The organism is Erythrobacter sp. SN021 (assembly GCF_021864455.1).
Genome location: NZ_JAKKUW010000001.1, coordinates 146,163 through 165,528 on the forward strand (window position 1 = coordinate 146,163; position 19,366 = coordinate 165,528).

The 19,366-nt window shown below is 60.8% G+C and carries 23 protein-coding genes; 14 read left to right on the forward strand and 9 right to left on the reverse strand.

Going from position 1 to position 19,366, the window contains the following annotated elements; translation table 11 throughout:
- Positions 1-15: 15 nt before the first annotated feature.
- On the reverse strand, positions 16-696 hold the full coding sequence (locus L5849_RS00645; protein WP_236923872.1) for a hypothetical protein: 681 nt from the start codon (positions 694-696) through the stop codon (positions 16-18).
- Between the two features lie 161 nt (positions 697-857).
- Here L5849_RS00645 and L5849_RS00650 point away from each other — a divergent pair, with 161 nt between their 5' ends.
- The 5 genes from L5849_RS00650 to queA all read left to right on the forward strand — a co-directional run bounded on the left by L5849_RS00650 (position 858) and on the right by queA (position 4,372).
- Positions 858-1,115, forward strand: a complete 258-nt coding sequence (locus tag L5849_RS00650; protein ID WP_236923874.1) for an exodeoxyribonuclease VII small subunit — start codon at positions 858-860, stop codon at positions 1,113-1,115.
- 14 nt (positions 1,116-1,129) lie between these two features.
- Positions 1,130-2,020: a polyprenyl synthetase family protein gene (locus L5849_RS00655; RefSeq protein WP_115417882.1), complete on the forward strand. Its 891-nt coding sequence runs from the start codon at positions 1,130-1,132 to the stop codon at positions 2,018-2,020.
- Positions 2,020-2,541, forward strand: a complete 522-nt coding sequence (coaD, locus tag L5849_RS00660; protein ID WP_370459073.1) for a pantetheine-phosphate adenylyltransferase — start codon at positions 2,020-2,022, stop codon at positions 2,539-2,541. The genes L5849_RS00655 and coaD overlap by 1 nt, the downstream gene beginning before the upstream one ends.
- 71 nt (positions 2,542-2,612) lie before the next feature.
- A complete protein-coding gene (locus L5849_RS00665) occupies positions 2,613-3,302 on the forward strand; it encodes a peptidylprolyl isomerase (RefSeq protein ID WP_236924596.1) in 690 nt (229 codons plus the stop codon).
- A gap of 41 nt (positions 3,303-3,343) precedes the next feature.
- Positions 3,344-4,372 carry a tRNA preQ1(34) S-adenosylmethionine ribosyltransferase-isomerase QueA gene (queA, locus tag L5849_RS00670; protein ID WP_236923876.1) on the forward strand — a complete coding sequence of 343 codons (1,029 nt, stop codon included), beginning with the start codon at positions 3,344-3,346 and terminating at the stop codon, positions 4,370-4,372.
- Here the strand turns inward: queA and L5849_RS00675 are convergent, their stop codons facing one another.
- A complete protein-coding gene (locus tag L5849_RS00675; RefSeq protein ID WP_236923877.1) occupies positions 4,373-4,930 on the reverse strand; it encodes a TetR/AcrR family transcriptional regulator in 558 nt (185 codons plus the stop codon).
- 54 nt (positions 4,931-4,984) lie between these two features.
- Here L5849_RS00675 and L5849_RS00680 point away from each other — a divergent pair, with 54 nt between their 5' ends.
- The 8 genes from L5849_RS00680 to L5849_RS00715 all read left to right on the forward strand — a co-directional run bounded on the left by L5849_RS00680 (position 4,985) and on the right by L5849_RS00715 (position 13,997).
- Positions 4,985-6,415, forward strand: a complete 1,431-nt coding sequence (locus tag L5849_RS00680; RefSeq protein ID WP_305040832.1) for a carotenoid oxygenase family protein — start codon at positions 4,985-4,987, stop codon at positions 6,413-6,415.
- A 6-nt stretch (positions 6,416-6,421) separates the two neighbouring features.
- On the forward strand, positions 6,422-7,363 hold the full coding sequence (locus tag L5849_RS00685; RefSeq protein ID WP_236923880.1) for an ABC transporter ATP-binding protein: 942 nt from the start codon (positions 6,422-6,424) through the stop codon (positions 7,361-7,363).
- Positions 7,360-8,124, forward strand: a complete 765-nt coding sequence (locus L5849_RS00690; protein ID WP_236923881.1) for an ABC transporter permease — start codon at positions 7,360-7,362, stop codon at positions 8,122-8,124. Before L5849_RS00685 ends, L5849_RS00690 begins: the two co-directional genes overlap by 4 nt.
- Before the next feature lie 104 nt (positions 8,125-8,228).
- A complete protein-coding gene (locus L5849_RS00695) occupies positions 8,229-8,789 on the forward strand; it encodes an outer membrane protein (protein WP_236923882.1) in 561 nt (186 codons plus the stop codon).
- A gap of 91 nt (positions 8,790-8,880) precedes the next feature.
- Positions 8,881-9,828 (forward strand): YdiY family protein, encoded by a 948-nt coding sequence (locus L5849_RS00700; protein WP_236923883.1) that lies wholly within the window; start codon positions 8,881-8,883, stop codon positions 9,826-9,828.
- Positions 9,829-9,830: 2 nt separating this feature from the next.
- Positions 9,831-10,955: a tRNA guanosine(34) transglycosylase Tgt gene (gene tgt / locus L5849_RS00705; protein ID WP_236923884.1), complete on the forward strand. Its 1,125-nt coding sequence runs from the start codon at positions 9,831-9,833 to the stop codon at positions 10,953-10,955.
- A gap of 25 nt (positions 10,956-10,980) precedes the next feature.
- On the forward strand, positions 10,981-11,742 hold the full coding sequence (locus L5849_RS00710) for a M50 family metallopeptidase (RefSeq protein ID WP_236923885.1): 762 nt from the start codon (positions 10,981-10,983) through the stop codon (positions 11,740-11,742).
- Between the two features lie 251 nt (positions 11,743-11,993).
- Complete coding sequence (locus L5849_RS00715) at positions 11,994-13,997, forward strand: S9 family peptidase (RefSeq protein ID WP_236923886.1); 2,004 nt, start codon at positions 11,994-11,996, stop codon at positions 13,995-13,997.
- Positions 13,998-14,224: 227 nt separating this feature from the next.
- Here L5849_RS00715 and L5849_RS00720 read toward each other — a convergent pair whose 3' ends face one another.
- Positions 14,225-14,857 (reverse strand): NAD(P)H-dependent oxidoreductase, encoded by a 633-nt coding sequence (locus tag L5849_RS00720; protein ID WP_236923887.1) that lies wholly within the window; start codon positions 14,855-14,857, stop codon positions 14,225-14,227.
- A gap of 112 nt (positions 14,858-14,969) precedes the next feature.
- Positions 14,970-15,584: a 30S ribosomal protein S4 gene (rpsD, locus tag L5849_RS00725; RefSeq protein ID WP_115416685.1), complete on the reverse strand. Its 615-nt coding sequence runs from the start codon at positions 15,582-15,584 to the stop codon at positions 14,970-14,972.
- A gap of 205 nt (positions 15,585-15,789) precedes the next feature.
- On the opposite strand from rpsD, the gene L5849_RS00730 reads away from it, so the two are divergent.
- The gene (locus L5849_RS00730; protein WP_236923888.1) at positions 15,790-16,101 is read left to right on the forward strand and encodes a chorismate mutase; all 312 of its coding nucleotides are present in this window, start codon (positions 15,790-15,792) and stop codon (positions 16,099-16,101) included.
- Here L5849_RS00730 and L5849_RS00735 read toward each other — a convergent pair.
- Genes L5849_RS00735 through L5849_RS00755 form a run of 5 tightly spaced genes read right to left on the reverse strand, consistent with a single transcriptional unit; the run spans position 16,091 to position 19,283 of the window.
- Complete coding sequence (locus tag L5849_RS00735; protein WP_236923889.1) at positions 16,091-16,819, reverse strand: RNA methyltransferase; 729 nt, start codon at positions 16,817-16,819, stop codon at positions 16,091-16,093. The genes L5849_RS00730 and L5849_RS00735 overlap by 11 nt on opposite strands.
- Positions 16,806-17,276 (reverse strand): transcriptional regulator NrdR, encoded by a 471-nt coding sequence (nrdR, locus tag L5849_RS00740; protein WP_236923891.1) that lies wholly within the window; start codon positions 17,274-17,276, stop codon positions 16,806-16,808. The genes L5849_RS00735 and nrdR overlap by 14 nt, the downstream gene beginning before the upstream one ends.
- Positions 17,277-17,501 carry a hypothetical protein gene (locus L5849_RS00745; RefSeq protein ID WP_115416689.1) on the reverse strand — a complete coding sequence of 75 codons (225 nt, stop codon included), beginning with the start codon at positions 17,499-17,501 and terminating at the stop codon, positions 17,277-17,279.
- 11 nt (positions 17,502-17,512) lie between these two features.
- Positions 17,513-18,790 (reverse strand): serine hydroxymethyltransferase, encoded by a 1,278-nt coding sequence (glyA, locus tag L5849_RS00750; RefSeq protein ID WP_174223775.1) that lies wholly within the window; start codon positions 18,788-18,790, stop codon positions 17,513-17,515.
- 37 nt (positions 18,791-18,827) lie between these two features.
- Positions 18,828-19,283, reverse strand: a complete 456-nt coding sequence (locus L5849_RS00755; protein ID WP_236923893.1) for an RpiB/LacA/LacB family sugar-phosphate isomerase — start codon at positions 19,281-19,283, stop codon at positions 18,828-18,830.
- Between the last annotated feature and the right edge of the window lie 83 nt (positions 19,284-19,366).

The window sequence follows — 19,366 nt, forward strand, 5'->3', positions numbered from 1 at the left end:
CAATACGGCAGCGCGTCATGGCGGTGGGCTGGCAACCCCCAGTCCGACGGTCGTGCGGTGCCAGCGCGTTGAGGACACCCATGTCCCAAGGCATATCATAATGGCGAAAGACATCAGGCCAAGTATCAGGAAGCCCGGCCCTGCGGATACCGGTTCCGGCCCGAACCATGCGAAAGCTTGCATCGCCAGCAGGATAGCCAACATGATGATGGGTGGAAGGACCGGCCCCTTGGTCCGTCGCAAATACATCCAGAATGCCAAGCCAAGAATACCAAGTTCCACCCCGATCGTGGCCAGTGGATAGTCCCACAGACCAAGACCGTAAGTTTGCCCGCTCCCTGAAATCGTCAGGTCCGGGCGGTGCGTCAGCCAGTCGAGCACCCAATGCGATATGACCACGATACCGGCCCAACTTGCCGCGACGAGATTGCGCTGCGCGAAGCCGATCACGATCGCGAAGCCGATTGCCCATATCGCGGAGCCGAGCAGGCTGTGCGTGAAGGGATAGTCATAAAGGTCGAGCGGGCTCATGGCGGTAATGCCGGGCGAAATCCGGAAATTCTCGAGCCCCACCAGCGCAAACGAGAAGAAAGCTATGTCGACGAGCTGGGCACCCAGAAACAGGACGCCGAGCTTTGGCGCTTCGTCCGTTAGTGCGCGTGCCGCGAGTGCAGGCGCTAGATGGCCGATGAACATGGCCCTATCCGACCTTGCTGCCGACCCAGCTCACCAAGCCTGTAACCAGCGCCCCGAACATCAGTGCCGCAGCGATGGCAGCGACAATCCACGTCATAATCGCCCCCCTGTTTTGGGGTTTACTTGACCGCGCGCAGACGGGCCGTCAATGCTTGCCTGCAATGGCAGAGGAACAGTCACAGATTTCGGAAATGAGCTTCGAGCAGGCATTGCGCGAACTCGAAAGTGTGGTCCGGCGGCTCGAAAGCGGCGATGTGCCGCTCGATGAGAGCATTACGCTGTACGAACGCGGCGAAGAATTGCGCAAAGCTTGCCAATCCCGTCTCGACGCGGCGCAGGCGCGGATCGAGAAAATCGTTGCCGGAACCGATGGCAAGCCTGCGGGTACGCAGCCTTTCGACGCGGATGGCAACGCGTGAGCGTGACGATGGCGATGCCCGATCTGCTTGGAGAAGCCTTCGAGCGGGTTCAGCAAGAGGTCGACAGCGCTTTCGACGCTTTCCTGCCTGTCCCGGACGATACGCGCGCCCGCTTGATCGAGGCCATGCGCTATGCCACGATCGGCGGCGGAAAGCGCGTCCGTCCGCTTCTTCTGGTCGCCACCGCCGAACTTTTCGGCGTTAACCGCGATGCCGCGATCAATGCGGGCTGCGCGGTCGAGGCGATCCATGCCTATTCGCTGATCCACGATGACTTGCCGTGCATGGACGATGACGATCTTCGGCATGGCAAACCCACGCTTCACAAAGCCTTCGACGAGGCGGCCGCAGTGTTGGCGGGTGACTGTCTGCATGCGCTGGCCTTCGACATTCTGACCCAAGCCGACACCAGCACCGATCCCTTCGTTCGGGCCGAACTCGTCGCCACTCTCGCGCGGGCAAGCGGACATGACGGCATGGCCGGGGGGCAGATGATGGATATCGTCTCTGAAGAGGAAAGATACGATCTGAGGCAGGTCACCCGTCTGCAGCAACTCAAGACCGGTGCCCTGCTCGCCGCCAGCGTGGAAATGGGTGCCATTCTCGGCCGCGTGCCACCCGAAGGCAGAACCCATTTGCGCGCCTATGCCCGCGATATCGGCCTGGCGTTCCAGATCGCGGACGACCTCCTCGATGTGGAAGGTGATGAAGAAAAGGCAGGCAAGGCGCTGCGCAAGGACGAGATACAGGGCAAGCAAACCTTCGTGACCCTGATGGGGCGCGAACAGGCCAGAACGCAGGCGGAAATGCTTGTCGACCAGGCGGGCCGTCATCTCGCCAGCTATGGTGAGGAGGCGCGGTTGCTGGTCGATCTGGCGCATTTCGTCGTGAAAAGGGATCACTGATGGTGAAGCGCATTGGCATTTATCCGGGTACCTTCGACCCGATAACGCTTGGTCATATGGACATTATCGAGCGCGGCGCGAAGCTGGTGGACGAACTGATTATCGGGGTTACCACCAATATCGCCAAATCACCCATGTTCGACGACGACGAGCGTATCGCCATGGTGGAGCGCGAGGTTGCCGGGATCGATTGCGAACGAATCCGCGTGGTCGGTTTCAATTCGCTGCTGGTCGATTTCGCCCGGGATATGAAAGCCGGGATCGTCATCCGCGGCATTCGCGGCGTGACCGATTTCGAATATGAATACCAGCTCACGGGTATGAACCGTCAGCTCAACGATCAGGTCGAAACCGTTTTCCTCATGGCCGACATCGAATTGCAGCCGATCGCCAGCCGCCTGGTCAAGGAAATCGCATTTTACGGCGGGCCGATTGGGAAGTTCGTGACATCGCCCGTGCGGGACGATGTCGAGGCCCGGGTAAGGAAGCTCGGCCTGCGCGGCGGTCGCGGCGAGGGTTGAACCTATTCATTGAACCGACAGACGCCGCTCGCTAGACGGGGCGCAATCCAGGACATTGCTACGGAATGACGATGCTCAAGACTTCGCTTGCCATTGCTGCCGCGCTGACGCTCGCTGCAACTCCCTTCGCCGTCCACGCGCAGGACGAGGCCGCTGCGGCGGAACCTGAACCCGCTGCCGACACGCGCGTCTTCACGCCCGTCAGCTTCGACGTCAACGAAGATCCCGAGAACATCCTGCTGCTCGACCTGTCGAATGGCGAGCGGGTGGCAATTCGCCTGAAGCCCGACTGGGCACCCAATCACGTCGACAGGGTCAAAACGCTGGCCCGCCAGGGCTTTTACGACGGCGTGATTTTCCACCGCGTAATTGACGGTTTCATGGCGCAGACCGGCGATCCCACGGGCACCGGGACGGGCGGTTCGGACCTCCCGGATATCGCCGAAGAGTTCAGCCGGATGCCGCATGTGCGGGGCACGGTATCCATGGCGCGCGCGGCGGACCGCGACAGCGCCAACAGCCAGTTCTTCATCGTGTTCTACCCGCGCCTGAATCTGGACAACAATTACACCAATTTCGGCCGTGTGATCTCCAACATGGCTGCGGTCGACGCTATCGAGCGTGGCGAGCCGCCCGCAAACCCGACACGCATTCTCCAGGCCTCGATCGCGGCCGACAACAAGCCGGTGCCGGTCAACACCGCCCCGCGCGTAGCCGACGAGATCAGCGTGGACGATCTCAACGCGCCGATCCGCGAATAGCATTTGCGCGTAATGGGCCGCGTCCCTAAGCGGCGCTGGCGATGAAAGTCGACCTTTTCGATTTCGAGCTTCCGCCCGAGCGGATAGCGCTACGCCCCGCGCGTCCGCGCGATGCCGCGCGTATGCTGGTCGTGCCCAAGGAAGGCCCCTTCGAGGATCGCGGTGTACGCGATCTACCGAATTTGCTGCGCGCCGGCGACATCCTCGTCTTCAACGATACCCGCGTCATTCCCGCCCAGCTAGAGGGTCGTCGCGGGCAGGCCAGGATCGGCGCCACATTGCACAAGCGGATCGATTTGCGGCGATGGCAGGCCTTTGTCCGCAACGCCAAACGCTTGCGTGTCGGCGATGTCGCGGAATTCGGAGGCGGCGTAACCGCTATCGCCGAACAACGCCTTGCCGATGGCAGCTTCGTTCTGCATTTCGAAGGCGATGAGCCGGTCGAGGTGCTGCTGGAACGGGCGGGGCGCATGCCCTTACCGCCATACATCGCCGGAAAGCGCGACACCGACGAACGCGACCGCGAGGATTACCAGACCATGTTCGCGGCGGAGGACGGCGCCGTTGCCGCGCCGACGGCAGCCCTTCATTTTACGCCTGAATTGATCGCGGCTCTGGAAAGGGCTGGGGTCGGACGCGAGACGCTGACATTGCATGTCGGGGCGGGGACCTTCCTTCCGGTGAAGGCCGAGGATACCGACGATCATGCGATGCATTCCGAGTGGGGACGCATCGAGCCCGACATGGCTTCACGGCTCAACGCGGCCCGCAAGGCCGGGGGGCGGGTGATCGCGGTCGGTACGACCAGCCTCCGCCTGCTCGAAAGTGCCACGGATGAGGGCGGCGTAATCCGTCCTTTTGCCGGAGACACCGACATCTTCATCACGCCGGGTTATCGGTTCCGCGCGGTCAACGGGCTGATGACGAATTTTCATTTGCCCAAATCCACTTTGATGATGCTGGTCAGCGCGCTGATGGGCCGAGAGCGCATGATGGCCGCCTATGAGCACGCCATAGCCAACGAGTACCGCTTCTACAGCTACGGCGATTCTTCGCTCCTGCTTCCCTGATCAGGAAAACAGGTTTTCGGTGTTGAGCAGCCTGTCGATGAGCGCATCGTCGGCCGGTATGCGGCCATCCAGCATGAGCATTGCGATACCATGCGCGATCGACCACGCTTGCAGAGCGAGCGTTTCGGCCCGTTCCGGATTGTCGGCCAGTGCCTGCGTATAGGCAGTCAGCAGTGCGCGTGCTTCGTCGGGCGGGTCACTGTCGGGTACAGGGCGGCCCTGCGTGAACATAAGCCGGAAAAGGGCGGGATGGGCGAGCGCAAAGCGAACATAGGTTCGCCCGGTTTCGGCGAAACCAGCAGACCCGCCACCGGCTTTCGCAGCGGCGGTCTGCTGTTCGGTGGCGAGCAGCTTGAGACCCTCCTGCGCCAGGGCGGCGTCCAAAGCCTGCTTGTCCGGAAAGTGACGGTAAACCGCGGTGGGAGACACACCGACCGCGCGGGCAAGCTCACGCAGCGATGGGGGCTTGCCCGCCGACGCCTCCAGCGCGCCCAGTCCTGCGGCGACAAGTGCGTCGCGCAGGTTTCCATGATGATAGGTTACTGTCGATGTTGACACTGTTACCTTTGCCTTTATGTTTACGCCGTTCACTTTAAACGGAGCGAATCGGGCATGGCAAGCGTCATTGAAAAAACCATCCGCAAGGCAGTCACCCCGGCCATCCAGGCGGTTGCGAGCATCAACCGCAAACGACTGCCCCGTGCCGACGAGAATCCGTTTCTCAAGGGCGTGCACACGCCCTTGAAAGAAGAATCCACTCTCGAAGACCTGGCCGTCACCGGAATAATTCCCGCCGAACTCGATGGTCGCTATGTCCGCATCGGCCCGAACCCGTTCGGCCAGGGCACCAAGGGCCATCACTGGTTCCTTGGCGATGGGATGGTCCACGGTGTGCGGCTGAAAAACGGCACGGCCGAATGGTACCGCAACCGCTTCATCCGTTCCCGCGATCTCGAAGCCAAAGGCGGCCCAGCCGCAGTTGGCGGTCCGCGTCGCGGCTTGGGAGACATGGTCAACACCAACGTTCTCGATATCGGCGGGAAGATCATGGCGCTGGTCGAGGCGAGCAGCTTCCCGGTCGAGCTCGACGACAAGCTCGAGAGCGTGGCCTATTCGGATTTCGGCGGCGGCCTGACCGGCTCATTCACCGCTCACCCGCATCAGTGCCCGACAACCGGCGAGTTCCATGCGATCTGCTATGAGGGCACATCGCAGGACACCATCCGTCATGTGGCCATGGACCGTAGCGGCATGGTGATACGCCAGACCGAGATCGCGGTGCGCCACGGCCCTTCGATTCACGACTGTGCCCTGACGGAAAATCATGTCGTGATTCTCGACCTGCCAGTGACCTTTTCGATGCAGGCGCTGATAGCGGGCCACAAGTTCCCCTATCGCTGGAATCCCGCACACAAGGCACGTGTCGGCCTGCTGCCGCGCAACGGTCGCGGCGACGAGGTCGTCTGGCACAAGGTCGACCCGTGTTATGTGTTCCATGTCGGCAACAGCTTCGAGGACGATGCGGGACGAGTGATCGTCGATTTGTGTGCTTACGAGACGATCTTCGATGGAGAAATGCCCGGCCCCTACGGTAAGTCGCTGGGCCTCGAACGCTGGACCGTCGACGGGAACGGCGGGAAAGTGGTTCGCAATACGCTCGATGCGGCGGGTCAGGAATTCCCGCGACCCGACGAGCGCTATTTCACGAAGCCGTACCGCTATCTGTGGACCATGGGCCTGCCCGAGGATGGTGACCTGGAATTCGTCGCTCCCATGCCGTTGTATCGCCATGATCTCGAAACGGGCCAGCGCGTCCAGCGCGATTTCGGCGAGGGACGTATACCGGGTGAATTCGTGTTCGTACCGCGCAGCGAAAATGCGCCAGAGGGCGATGGCTGGGTCATGGGCTATGTCATCGATCGTGACGAGCGAACCAGCGCCTTGGAGATCCTAGATGCGATGAGCTTGGATCTGCTCGCGGCAGTTCACATCCCGCATGTTATCCCCCCGGGCTTCCACGGCAACTGGATCGCCGCTAGCTAGGAGGACGTGGAGCCGATTCTCGAACTCAGCGGCCTGTCGAAGGTCTATCCCGGCGGGCTGAAAGCGCTCGACGATGTCGATCTCACCATCCGCAAAGGTGAGATATTTGCGCTGCTTGGCCCTAACGGGGCTGGCAAAACCACGCTGATCGGCGCGGTTTGCGGGCTTGTGCGTCCGACCTCGGGGATGATCCGCGCTTTCGGTCACGACATGGCGAGGGACTGGCGCAAGGCGCGCAGCCGGATCGCGCTCGTTCCGCAGGAACTCAGCACCGACATGTTCGAACCGGTTCACCGGGCGGTGAGCTATTCGCGTGGGCTTTTCGGCCTTGCTCCCGATAGGGCACGGATCGAGGAAATCCTGCGCAGTCTCAGCCTATGGGAAAAGCGCAACGAACGGATCATGGCGTTGTCGGGTGGAATGAAGCGCCGGGTATTGATTGCCAAAGCCCTGGCGCACGAGCCCGACCTGTTGTTCCTCGACGAACCCACGGCGGGCGTCGATGTCGAGCTGCGTAAGGGCATGTGGGCAATCATCGACGAGATGCGCTCGCGCGGGGTCACGATCATCCTGACCACGCATTACATCGAAGAGGCGGAGATGATGGCCGATCGCGTGGGCATCATAAATCGCGGGCGTCTCCTGATGGTCGACGAGAAGGATGCGATGATGGCGCGGCTAGGGCGGACCGAAGCACATATCACGCTTGCCGAAGCGCGAAGTTCCCTACCGCCGCAAATCGCGCGTTTCCCGGTGGAGTTGGAAGAAGGCGGTACCTCTCTGCGCTATCGCGGCGGCGATGGCACGGGGAAGGGCAAGACCGAAGTCGCGGATCTCACCAAGGCGCTGATCGCGGCGGGTATAGACTATACCGGGATCGATACGCGCGAGAGCAGCCTCGAGGACATCTTCGTCACGTTCCTCGGCGAAGAGGGGGACGCGGCATGATCTCCTGGCGTTCTACCTGGTCGATCTACACCCGCGAGCTGATGCGTTTCCTGCGCACCGCCTTCCAGTCGGTACTCGCCCCGGTACTGACGACCTCCCTCTACTTCATTGTCTTCGGTGCTGCGATCGGCGGGCGGATGCCCGACCTTGGCGGAGTGGATTACGGGGCATTCATCATTCCCGGCCTGCTGATGCTGACGCTGCTTGGCGAGACTACCAGCAATTCCAGCTTCGGTATCTATATGCCGCGGTTCACCGGGACGATCTACGAATTGCTCAGCGCGCCGGTCGGCGTGGCTGAAACTCTCATCGGCTTCGTCGGCGCGGCGATGACCAAGAGCCTGATCCTGGCCACGATCATCCTGCTGACTGCCCGCCTGTTCGTCGATTACTCGATCGCGCATCCGTTCCTGGCGGTCTTTTATATCATGCTTGTCGCCGCCGCCTTCAGCCTGTTCGGTTTCATTCTCGGCATATGGGCCGACAATTTCGAAAAACTCGGCATCATTCCGATGCTGTTCCTGACCCCGCTGACCTTCCTTGGCGGAACCTTCTATTCGATCGACATGCTGCCCAAGCCTTGGGACACGATCGCGCTGGCCAACCCGATCGTCTATCTGGTCAGCGGCTTACGCTGGACCTTTTACGGATCGGGTGATGTCGACATCTGGATCAGCTTCTCCATCACTTTGGGTTTTCTTGCGGTCTGCGTCGGAGTGATTGCCTATATCTTCAAGACGGGATGGCGATTGCGCGCCTGAATCTTTTCGTCTTTTCTGACCGATCCATTCAGCAAGCCGTAAGTCGCCTGGCAACACATCCCCTCTCGCCCCGTATCCAACGGGCGAACCGAATGAGGACATTAATGAAAACCAAAAATCTCCTTGTCGCAGCACTCGCAACGGGCGCTGCAATCGCTCTTCCTTCCGCCGCTCAGGCGCAGGCCGCCGTTCCCGGCGAAGGCTTTATCGGCGTCTCTGCAGGTGTGCACAGCCTCGGTCTCGAAGACGAGGTGGAAGCCGTCGTTCCCGGCCTCGATATCGACGATTCCAGCCCGATCTTCGGCGTTTTCGCAGGATATGATTTCCCCCTCGGTCAGAGCCTGTTCGCCGGCGTCGAAGCGAATTACAACTTCGGCACAGACGCGCTCGATGGCGATTACGGCGCATCGGCCCGTCTAGGTTTCCGTGCCCCCGGCGGCGTGAAAATCTATGGCCGCGCTGGATATCAGGCGATCAAGGTCGACTATAACGAGATAATCGACGACGATACGGTAAACTTCGATGCTTTCGACGATACCGAAAGCGATTTTCTCGCCGGGATCGGCGTCGACGTTCCCGTGGGCAAGGCTTTCGTCCGCGCCAACCTCGACACGATTTCGTTCGATACCATGCGCGCCACGGCAGGTGTCGGCCTTCGCTTCTGAACATATCGGCGTCCGGATCGCAAAAGCGGCCCGGACGCCTCTCTACGATTGCGGGGTGGCAGTGCGGCGAGGGAGCCGCTACGCGCGCGCCATGCGAACTGTACTGTTTTCCCTCTCAGCTATGTCGCTGCTTGCGGGGGTACCCGCCCAGGCCGAACTGCCCGAAGGTGCTCAGGCGATGATCGATGCCGCCATCGCGACGGGCGACAAGGCGAAAGTGGCCACGGTAATCGAACTGGCGCGGAATACTTGGCCAGAAGATCGCGCCGAAATCGACGCTATCGAGAACGACTTTCGCTCCACCGTTGCTGCCAGAGAGGCAGCAGCGGCGGAAAAGGCGCAGCACGCTATCCGCAATGCGGGCCTCTTCGAGCGCTGGAGCGGGGAGGGCGAGCTTGGGGCCTTCCAGTCGAGTGGCAATACGGAATCGGTCGGCATCGCGGCCTCGCTCAAGCTTAAGCGCACGGGCATCGACTGGACTCATCTCGTTCGTCTACGCGCAGATTACCGCCGCCAGAACGGGGCGACCAACCGCGAACAGTACCTTGCCGCATACGAACCGCGCTGGCAGTTCGATGACGATATCTTCGCCTACGGTCTCGCGCAGTATGAGCGTGACAGGATTCAGGGCTTCTCCGGCCGCTATTCGGTTTCTGGCGGGCTCGGCTACAAGATCGTCGACAGTAAGGCACTCCAGCTTTCGCTCAAGGCCGGTCCGGCCTATCGAGTGACCGAATTCACCGACGGGACGAGCTCGAACAGCCTGGCTGCGCTGGCCGGTTTCGATTTCGACTGGCAATTGCTGGACCGGCTCAAGTTGACGCAGGATCTCAATGCACTGGCGGAAACCGGCGGTGAGGCGACGATCATTCTGGAAAGGGCCAATACCTCGATCAATCTCGTCACCGGTCTGGATTTCCAGGTTAGCGATCGCTTGCGTTCGCGCCTGTCCTATCAGGTCGAATATGACAGCAACCCTCCGCCCGGAAAAGTGAGTACCGATACGCACACCCGCGCGACATTGATTTACGGTTTCTGACCATGGCCGAACGCTTTTCCTTTTCCATACAGGCAACCGATGGCGCGGCGCGCACGGGGTGTATCGAAATGCAGCGGGGGGATATCCGCACGCCTGCTTTCATGCCTGTCGGGACGGCAGCCACCGTCAAGGCGATGAAGCCGGAGACCGTGCGCAAGACCGGCGCCGACATCATCCTCGGCAATACCTATCACCTGATGCTGCGCCCGGGAGCGGAGCGGGTGGCGAAGCTTGGCGGGCTCCATAAATTCATGAACTGGCAGCGCCCGATCCTGACCGATAGCGGCGGCTACCAGGTGATGAGCCTGTCGGACCTCAGGAAACTTACCGAGAAAGGGGTCGAGTTCCGCAGCCATATCGACGGCTCGAAGCACATGCTCACGCCCGAACGGAGCATGGAAATCCAGTGCCTGCTTGGCAGCGATATCGTCATGGCTTTCGACGAGTGTCCGCGCGCCGACCGTCCGCGCGACGAGATCGCCGCCAGCATGGAGATGAGCATGCGCTGGGCAAAGCGCAGTCGCGACGGCTTCGATGCGGGTGGCGAGCATGCGGCCCGTTCGGCGCTGTTCGGTATCCAGCAAGGCGCGCTCGACGAGCAACTGCGCAAGATCAGCGCCGACAAACTCACCGACATCGGCTTCGACGGCTACGCCATTGGCGGGCTGGCCGTGGGCGAGGGGCAGGAGGCGATGTTCGCCACGCTCGATTTCGCGCCCGGCCAATTGCCGCAGGACCGCCCGCGTTACCTTATGGGGGTGGGCAAACCGGACGATCTCGTCGGCGCGGTGGAGCGGGGTGTAGACATGTTCGACTGCGTCCTGCCGAGCCGATCCGGCCGCAACGGTCAGGCCTTCACCTGGAACGGCCCGATAAACCTGCGCAATGCGCGCTTCGCCGAGGACCAGGAACCGCTCGACAGTCGTTGTGCCTGCGACACCTGCAGCACCTATACGCGGGCCTATCTTCACCATCTCGTCAAATCGCAGGAAATCCTCGGCGCGATGCTGATGACCGAACACAATATCGCATTCTACCAGCAGTTGATGCATGCGATGCGCGATGCGATCGGGCAGGGGCGCTTTTCCGCGTTCGCGCGTGAATTTCGCAGGGATTACTTGCGTTAGACCTATCTGGCGATACTCTCGCTGGATGAAAGAGAAACCCCGGCCACTCGTCGTTCCAGCCAAATGGGGCCTGCCTTACGCGGAGGATGACGTGAAACCGGCCATACAGCGTGAACAGAGCTATATCGTCGCCTTCGCGGTGCTGACGATGATTGCCTGGCAGACCGAGATCGGAACGCTGGCATTGATGCCGTTCACTTTGCTCGCGACGTGGTTTCACGAGATGGCGCATGGTCTTTCGGCTGCCGCTCTCGGCGCGGACTTCGATAGGCTCGTGATTTACGCGAACGGTTCGGGTTTCGCCGAATATTCGGGCAGGTTGGGGGGTGTCGGGCAGGCGATCGTGGCGACGATGGGTCTGCTGGGGCCGACAATCGCGGGTTGCCTGATGATTATCGCCGCGCGCTCCCGCCGCGCAACCAGATGGGGCTTGCTGGTGCTGGGCTTGGTACTGGCGATCAGCACGGTGATCTGGGTGCGATCCATTGCCGGGTGGATCGTTTTGCCGCTCTTCGCAGTCGCTGCGTTCGCGATTGCGGTTCGCGGGAACGAGCGATGGCAGCGGATCGGGGTAGAGTTCCTAGGCGTCCAGGGTGCTGTCAGCGTCTATCAAGACCTTGGCTATCTGTTCAGCCCGGGAGGTGTAGTCGGTGATCAGTTCGTGTTGTCGGATACGGGCCGTATCGCGCAAGCGCTGCTCTTGCCATATTGGTTCTGGGGCGGGGCGATCACTATCGCGATTGTCGCGATGGTCTGGAAGTCGCTACAGATTGCCGGGCGCTATTGATGGATAGCCAGGGCCTCGGCAGTTCTCGAACTGCTGAACCGGAAATCTATCGATCAACGGAATGGGAACTTCTTCCAAAGATATGGAGTTACTCCGCAATCGAACTATGCAATTCTACAAGGTCTGCTTCATCCCAGAATTTCGGGTTACCGCGGCCCATATAAACTGATAATACTTGCTTCAAATATTGGGTTGTCAGACCTGCCATCCCGTGTTTATTTTTAGAATTCAGGATGTGAGGGTCGAAGATTATGCAGATACTGTCCAAGGCGGTCGTAGCCGCCAGTCTCCTTGCGCTTGGAGGAACGGCGATTGCCCTGCCCGCCCAAGCAGAAACCCGCGAAGAAACAGCCGCGCGCTATGGGGTTCGTACGTCGGTTCTCGACATCAGCCTTTCGCCATCGGGTAATAAAATCGCGTTCATTGCACCGGGGCCGCAGCATTCGGAAGTGTTGAATGTGATCGATCTTTCCGGCGATGCATCGGTCAAGACGATTGCTGGGAACACCGAGATCAAGGCCGATATGACTCAGTGCGAGTGGGCGACAGAGTCCCGGCTTGTCTGCAAGGTATGGGCGATGTCACAGAATGAGCGGGGACTTTTGTTGCCGTTCGATCGCATGTTCGCGGTGAATGACGACGGGTCGGAATTCCGAACATTGACTGAGCGGCGCAGTTTGAGCGCACTCGGTTACAGGCAAGATGGCGGCGATATCGTTGCCCTGGACGTCGCCGAAAAGGATGGGCACATCCTGATGACCCGAGAATATGTGAAGGAGTTTTCGACCGGAACGCGGACCGCCAATGAAAAAGAGGGGTTGGGCGTAGACTTGGTCGATGTCGTCGACGGCAGCCGCCACCCGCTGGAGCGGCCCGATGCAGAGGCGACCCGCTATATCGCAGATCAGACTGGGAGAGTTCGAATAAAAGTCCGTTCTCTTGTCGATGGTGGGGGGATACTCAAGGGTGATCAGACTTATGTGTACCGCACGAAGGATAGCGATGCTTGGAAACGTCTAGAAGACATCACTATTGATGGAGAAACTGTCAACGGTTTCACTGCTGTTGCAGTCGATAGCGACAGGGACGTCGCGTTTGGGTTCGTAACCCGTGATGGCTTCGATGCATTGGCCGAAGTGACGCTTGACGGATCGGCCAAAGGAAGGATGCTGCTCGCACGGGATGACGTAGACGTGGACAGGCTGATCAGGATTGGTCGCCAGCGCAGGGTAGTCGGGGCCAGTTACGCCACGGAAAAGCGCGAGGTAGAATACTTCGACAAGGAGCTGAAGGCCCTGGCCGGCAGTCTCTCGCAAGCCTTGCCGGAGACGCCGCTCATTAACATCGTCGGTGCGAGTGCGGATGAAAACCGGCTGTTGATTGTCGCTTCCAGCGATACCCAGCCTGGGACCTCGTATCTTTTCGACAAGAAAACAAAGAGCCTCGAACCGCTTCTCGCGATTCGCGATTACCTGGTCGATCGGACGATGGGAGCGATGACTTCGATTGCCTATCCGGCTTCGGATGGGACCAGTATTCCTGGCTATCTCACACTGCCACCCGGGAAAGAAGCCGTGGGGCTACCCGCAATTGTCCTGCCACACGGGGGACCATCCGCTCGCGATGAGTGGGGGTTCGACTGGATCGTGCAGTTCTTCGTCGCGCGGGGGTATGCTGTTCTACAGCCGAATTACCGCGGATCTTCGGGTTATGGTGAAGCGTGGTATGGCCGGAATGGCTTCAAAGCCTGGGATGTCGCGATCGGCGATGTCAACGATGCCGGTCGCTGGCTTGTCAGCCAGGGCATTGCCGATCCGGAAAGGCTTGCCATCGCGGGCTGGTCTTACGGAGGGTATGCCGCGCTGCAATCCCAAGTGCTCGATCCCGAACTGTTCAAGGCGGTTGTTGCAATCGCACCGGTTACCGATCTCAAATATCTCCGCGAGGACGCGCGCGGATATACCAATTCCCGCGTCGTGAGCCGCTTCATCGGTGAAGGCCCGCATATCGATGCAGGCAGCCCGCTGCGACACGCGGAAAAATTCTCAGCACCGGTCGCGCTGTTTCATGGAACACTCGATCTCAATGTCGATGTGCGGCACTCTCGTGCCATGGCACGAGAACTGCGCAAAGCCGGGAAACAGGTCAGCTACAGTGAATACGAGGACCTCCAGCACAACCTGTCCGACAGTAAAGTAAGGACGGAAATGCTGCTGGAGATCGACGCATTTCTGACCAAGGCGTTGGGTGGCTAGGCGAATTGGATTTCGAGACCTGGCCGTAGCAGGAGAGGGTGGTCTTGCATGAAACCCCTCTCCCTATCGTGGCGCTTGCAGGCTCGCATGGGGCGATCTTTGACGGGCAGCTTCTTGCCCCGCCGCACGCAGGGTTTGCGGACTTCGACAAGGTATCGGGCGCAAGCATGGGATAACCGGGAATGTGGGGCCACGTTTCGAGGGCGGTCAGCGTCCCCTTCGGCGCACTAACGTTGTCGCTCAAGGAAGTCCGGAAGCCTTGCGCGCTTCTCTTGCGGCTTTGCCTGCGAGATCGAGCGCGCCATGCGTTCGATCTTTCGGCGCCATTTCGGAAGGCCTTTCTCCCAAGCTCCGTTCTTGATCGGCCCGCATGCCAATACGCGAACGGGTTTGAAGCCGCAAAATCCGAGCACCTGTCGTTTCCAGCGCTTCACCAAGGCATTCCCATACATCAGACGCAGGAACAGAGGCGGCGTGTCCATCGTCGCGATGACATCGGCCGAGCGTCCGGCCATCAGCTTGTCCCACAAGGAGCTGCCTTCGCGATAGGCGAAAGTGAAGCCGGGCAGGAATAGGCGATCAAGCAACCCTTTGAGTTCTGCCGGTTCACTTCCCCACCACATGGGAAAGGCGACAACAAGGTGATCGCAGGCATCGAGTTTGGCCGCGAGTGTTCGCAACCCTGGTTCCCATTCGGTTCTACGGACGTAACCGTGACGCAGGATGGGCGTGAATGTGATGTCGCGGATGGCGACCACCTCCACGTCGACGTCAGGGGGCAAGGCTTGCCGATAGAGATCGAGCAAATGGGACGAAAACCGGTCACGGTCGGGATGTCCGTCGAGCAGCAGAATCTTCATCGTCGGACACTCCCGAGCAGCGATTGACCGCTTCTCGCACCGATTTGCGTCGGACAAAAGAAAAAGGCGGCTCCGCAAGGAACCGCCTTTTTCGTGTCGCGGATTTCGCGGTTTAGCGCGAGTAGAACTCGACCACGAGGTTCGGTTCCATAGTGACCGGGTAGGGCACTTCGTCGAGCTTCGGCACGCGGGTGAAGGTCACCTTGTCGTTGCCGTCGGGCGCGACGTAGTCGGGAATGTCACGCTCGGGCAGGCTCTGCGCTTCGATGACCAGCGCCATTTCCTGGGCTTTCTTGCCGAGGCTGACGACGTCGCCGACCTTGACGCGGGCCGACGCGATGTTGGTCTTCACGCCGTTGAGGTAGATGTGGCCATGGCTCACGATCTGGCGGGCGGAGAAGATGGTCGGCGCAAACTTGGCGCGATACACGACCATGTCGAGGCGCTGTTCGAGCAGCCCGATCAGGTTCTGACCGGTATCGCCCTTCATGGCCGACGCTTCCTTGTAGGTGCGCTTGAACTGCTTCTCGGTCACGTCGCCGTAATAGCCCTTGAGCTTCTGCTTGGCGCGAAGCTGCAGACCGAAGTCACTCATCTTGCTCTTGCGGCGCTGACCGTGCTGGCCGGGACCGTAGGAACGCTTGTTGACCGGGGAATTCGGACGACCCCAGATGTTTTCACCCATCCGGCGGTCGAGTTTGTACTTGGCGCTCTTGCGCTTCGACATAGGTCTTTCCTTCAATTTGCTGAGCCACCCAATGGCGGCCATCCAACCCGGCATCGCACCGCTGGAAAGTGTTCCAGCGCGGCTACCGCTTCACCGGGGTGCGGAGCCAATTCGCGAAGGCGCGCTCCTAGCAATATTGCGCAGCGCGTCAAGCGGTAAGATAGGCGCTCGACAAGTACGTTCAAGCGGGGCAGGGCGCTGCGCCATGAATGACATTTTCAAACTGCCCGAGACCTGCACGAACATGGCGGAAGTACGGATCGGGGTGGACCAGACAGACCGTGAGTTGATGGAATTGCTCGACCGTCGGTTCGGCTATATGCGCGCCGCCGCCCGGATCAAGCCGGATCGCAACGTGGTGCGTGACGAAGCCCGCAAGGCCGAGGTGATCGAAAACGCACGGGCGGATGCCGAGCGCCGCGGGCTGCCAGCAGAAGAGCTTAAGCGAATTTGGGACGATCTGGTCGAAACCTCGATCGCCTACGAATTGGTCGAATGGGACCGGATCAGGACTTAGGTTCGCGTTCCAAACTGGACAATACACCGCGCAGGGTTCGCACCTCCAGATGGTTCCAGCCCGGCTTGGTGAGGACACCCCGCAGGGTCCGGCGGGTTGCTTCGGCGCGGGCTTCGGGCAGAAAATAGCCCTTTGGCTCCAACAGGCGTTCGAGATGCCCGATCAGGCCGTCGAGTTCCCCCTGCGGTGCCGGCGGGAGGAGGTCTTCCTGCGGCGGCTGCACCAGTTCCTCGTGCCTGGACCACTCGTAAGCGCATAGAATTACCGCCTGCGCCAGATTGAGCGATCCGAATTCCGGATTGATCGGGACGGTCAGGATGGCGCGGGCAAGGGCGACGTCTTCGGTTTCCAGCCCCGACCGTTCCGGGCCGAAAAGGATTGCGCTGCGGCCCTGTGCTGCGGCCATCTCCCGGCTTGCCTCTTCCGGAGTGACGACGGGCTTGGTGACCCCGCGTTTGCGAACCGTGGTTGCGTAGACATGCGCGCAATCGGCAACGGCCTCGGCAGTGGTGGCATATACGCGGGCCTGATTCAGAACGACATCCGCGCCTGCGGCGGCCGGACCCGCCGAGGGATTGGGCCACCCGTCGCGGGGTTCGACGAGGCGCATTTCGACAAGCCCGAAATTGAGCATGGCGCGAGCGGCCTTGCCGATGTTCTCGCCCAGTTGCGGCCTGACGAGAACGATTATCGGTTTGCGGGTCTCAGCCGCGCTCATGGGCGGCCGCTTCCTGCACCGTGCTGGCGAATTCCTCGAAATCGCGAGCCTCGCTGAAGTCCCGATAGACGCTGGCGAAGCGGATATAGGCCACGCTGTCGAGACCCCGCAGCCCGTCCATAACCATTTCGCCGATGCGCTGCGAAGGGATTTCAGCCTCTCCGGCGGTTTCCACTTGTCTTTGGATACCGCTGACAAGCTGGTCGATCCTCTCCTGGGGCACATCGCGCTTGCGGCAAGCGAGCGCGATCGATTGCTCCAGCTTGCTTCGATCGAAACTTTCGCGCCGGTTGCCACTCTTGACCACGGTCACTTCGCGCAGTTGCACGCGTTCGAAAGTTGTGAACCGGGCGCCGCAGCTCGAGCATTGACGACGACGACGAATCGAGGTCGAATCCTCGGTCGGACGACTGTCCTTTACCTGGCTGTCGTCATGGGCGCAGAAAGGGCAACGCATTTACGGTCGCAGGCGCTTGTAGAGCATGAAGCCAGCGCCTGCGACAAGACCAAGCGGCCATGTCACCACGGGGAGTATCCCGCCGGCCAGGGCGCCGACGGCGGCGCCTGTCAGCACCGGCTTGGTCGAAGGGTGACTGAGTCCCTCCTTCGCCATGCCCTTGATTTCCGCACCCGCGTCGGAAACCAGATCGTGATCCTGATGCTGCGGTTCTTTATCGTCCATCGCTCGTCTCCTCAGCGGCCCGGATAGACGGGGAAGGCAGCGCAGAGCTCGGCGACCTCGCCGCGCACCCGCTCTTCGACCTGTCCGTCACCTTCGGGGCCATTGCGCGACAACCCATCTACCACTTCGCAGATCAGCGCGCCAATCCGACGGAATTCCTCGGGGCCGAAGCCCCGGGTGGTGCCCGCCGGGGTGCCCAGGCGAATGCCGCTGGTCACGAAGGGGCTGCGGGTGTCGTACGGAATACCGTTCTTGTTGCAGGTCAGCCAGGCGCGGTCGAGACCGGCTTCGGCCGCCTTGCCCGTGACATCCTTGGCGGTGAGATCGACCAGCATCGAATGATTGTCGGTCCCGCCCGAAACGACCCGCAGCCCGTTTGCTTCGATGCCTTCCGCCAACGCACGCGCGTTTTCGACGACGCGGTGCGCATAGTCCTTGAAATCCGGGCGCAGCGCTTCACCGAATGCGACCGCCTTGGCAGCGACCACGTGCATCAGCGGGCCACCCTGCATGCCGGGGAATACCGCCATATTGATCGGCTTGGTCAGCTCTTCGTCGTCCCACAGGATCACGCCCGAACGCGGACCGCGCAAGCTCTTGTGGGTCGTGGTGGTGACGATATGCGCATGGGGGAAAGGGTTAGGATGCGCTCCGCCGGCAACAAGGCCCGAAATGTGGCTCATGTCGACCATCAGATAGGCGCCGACCTCGTCCGCCACCCTGCGAAAGGCTTCCCAGTCCCACACGCGCGAATAGGCAGTGCCGCCAGCAATGATGAGCTTGGGCTTGTTGGCTTTCGCGATCGCCATGACCTCGTCCATGTCGATCAGTTCGTCATCCTTGCGTACGCCGTAGCTCACCGGATTGAACCACTTGCCGCTCATATTGACCGGCGAGCCATGGGTGAGGTGCCCGCCCGAATTGAGATCGAGCCCCATGAAGGTATCGCCCGGTTGTAGCAGCGCGAGGAAGACCGCTTGGTTCATCTGGCTGCCAGAGTTGGGCTGGACGTTGGCGAAGTTACAGCCGAACAGTTGCTTGGCGCGTTCGATGGCCAGTGTTTCGATCACATCGGCATAGTCGCAGCCGCCATAATAGCGCTTGCCCGGATAGCCTTCCGCATATTTGTTGGTGAACACCGAGCCCGTGGCTTCGAGCACAGCACTCGAAGCGATGTTCTCGCTTGCGATCAGTTCGATCTTATCCTGCTGGCGCGCGAGTTCCTTGCGGATCGCAGCGTGGATCTCGGGATCGGCCTCGGCAAGCGTATCGTGCCAGAAGCGGTCCATCGGATTGCGGTCGGTATTGGCGGACTGGGTAGCCAAATCAGATCTCCGGATTGGAAAGCTTGTCGACGCGGCGCTGGTGACGCCCCGTTCCGTTTGGAAGAGAGTCGGCGAATTCGGTTTCAAGGAAGGCTGTAAGGCAGGCCTTGGCCATGTCGCTGCCGGTCAGGCGCGCACCCATGGCGATGCAATTCGCATCATTGTGTTCGCGCGCGAGGGATGCGGACAGGGGTTCCGAGACCAGCGCACAGCGCACGGCAGGGTTGCGATTGACGCTCATCGAAATGCCGATGCCAGAGCCACACAAGGCGACGCCGCGCTCGGCTGTGCCGTCTGCAACGACGCTCGCCAGCTTGTAACCGAAATCGGGATAATCGACGCTATCGGTGGTTTCCGGGCCGAGGTCGGCGACCTCGTGACCCTGCTCGATCAACCAGTCGCGCAGCTCGGTCTTGAGGTCGATGGCGGCATGGTCGGAGGCAATGGCGATACGCATGGGGGCGGCATAGGGATTCGAACGCCTAGCTTCCAGTGCAAATCGGATTTTGGCAGGGGTAAAAAGCTGTGGTGATCGTGAAA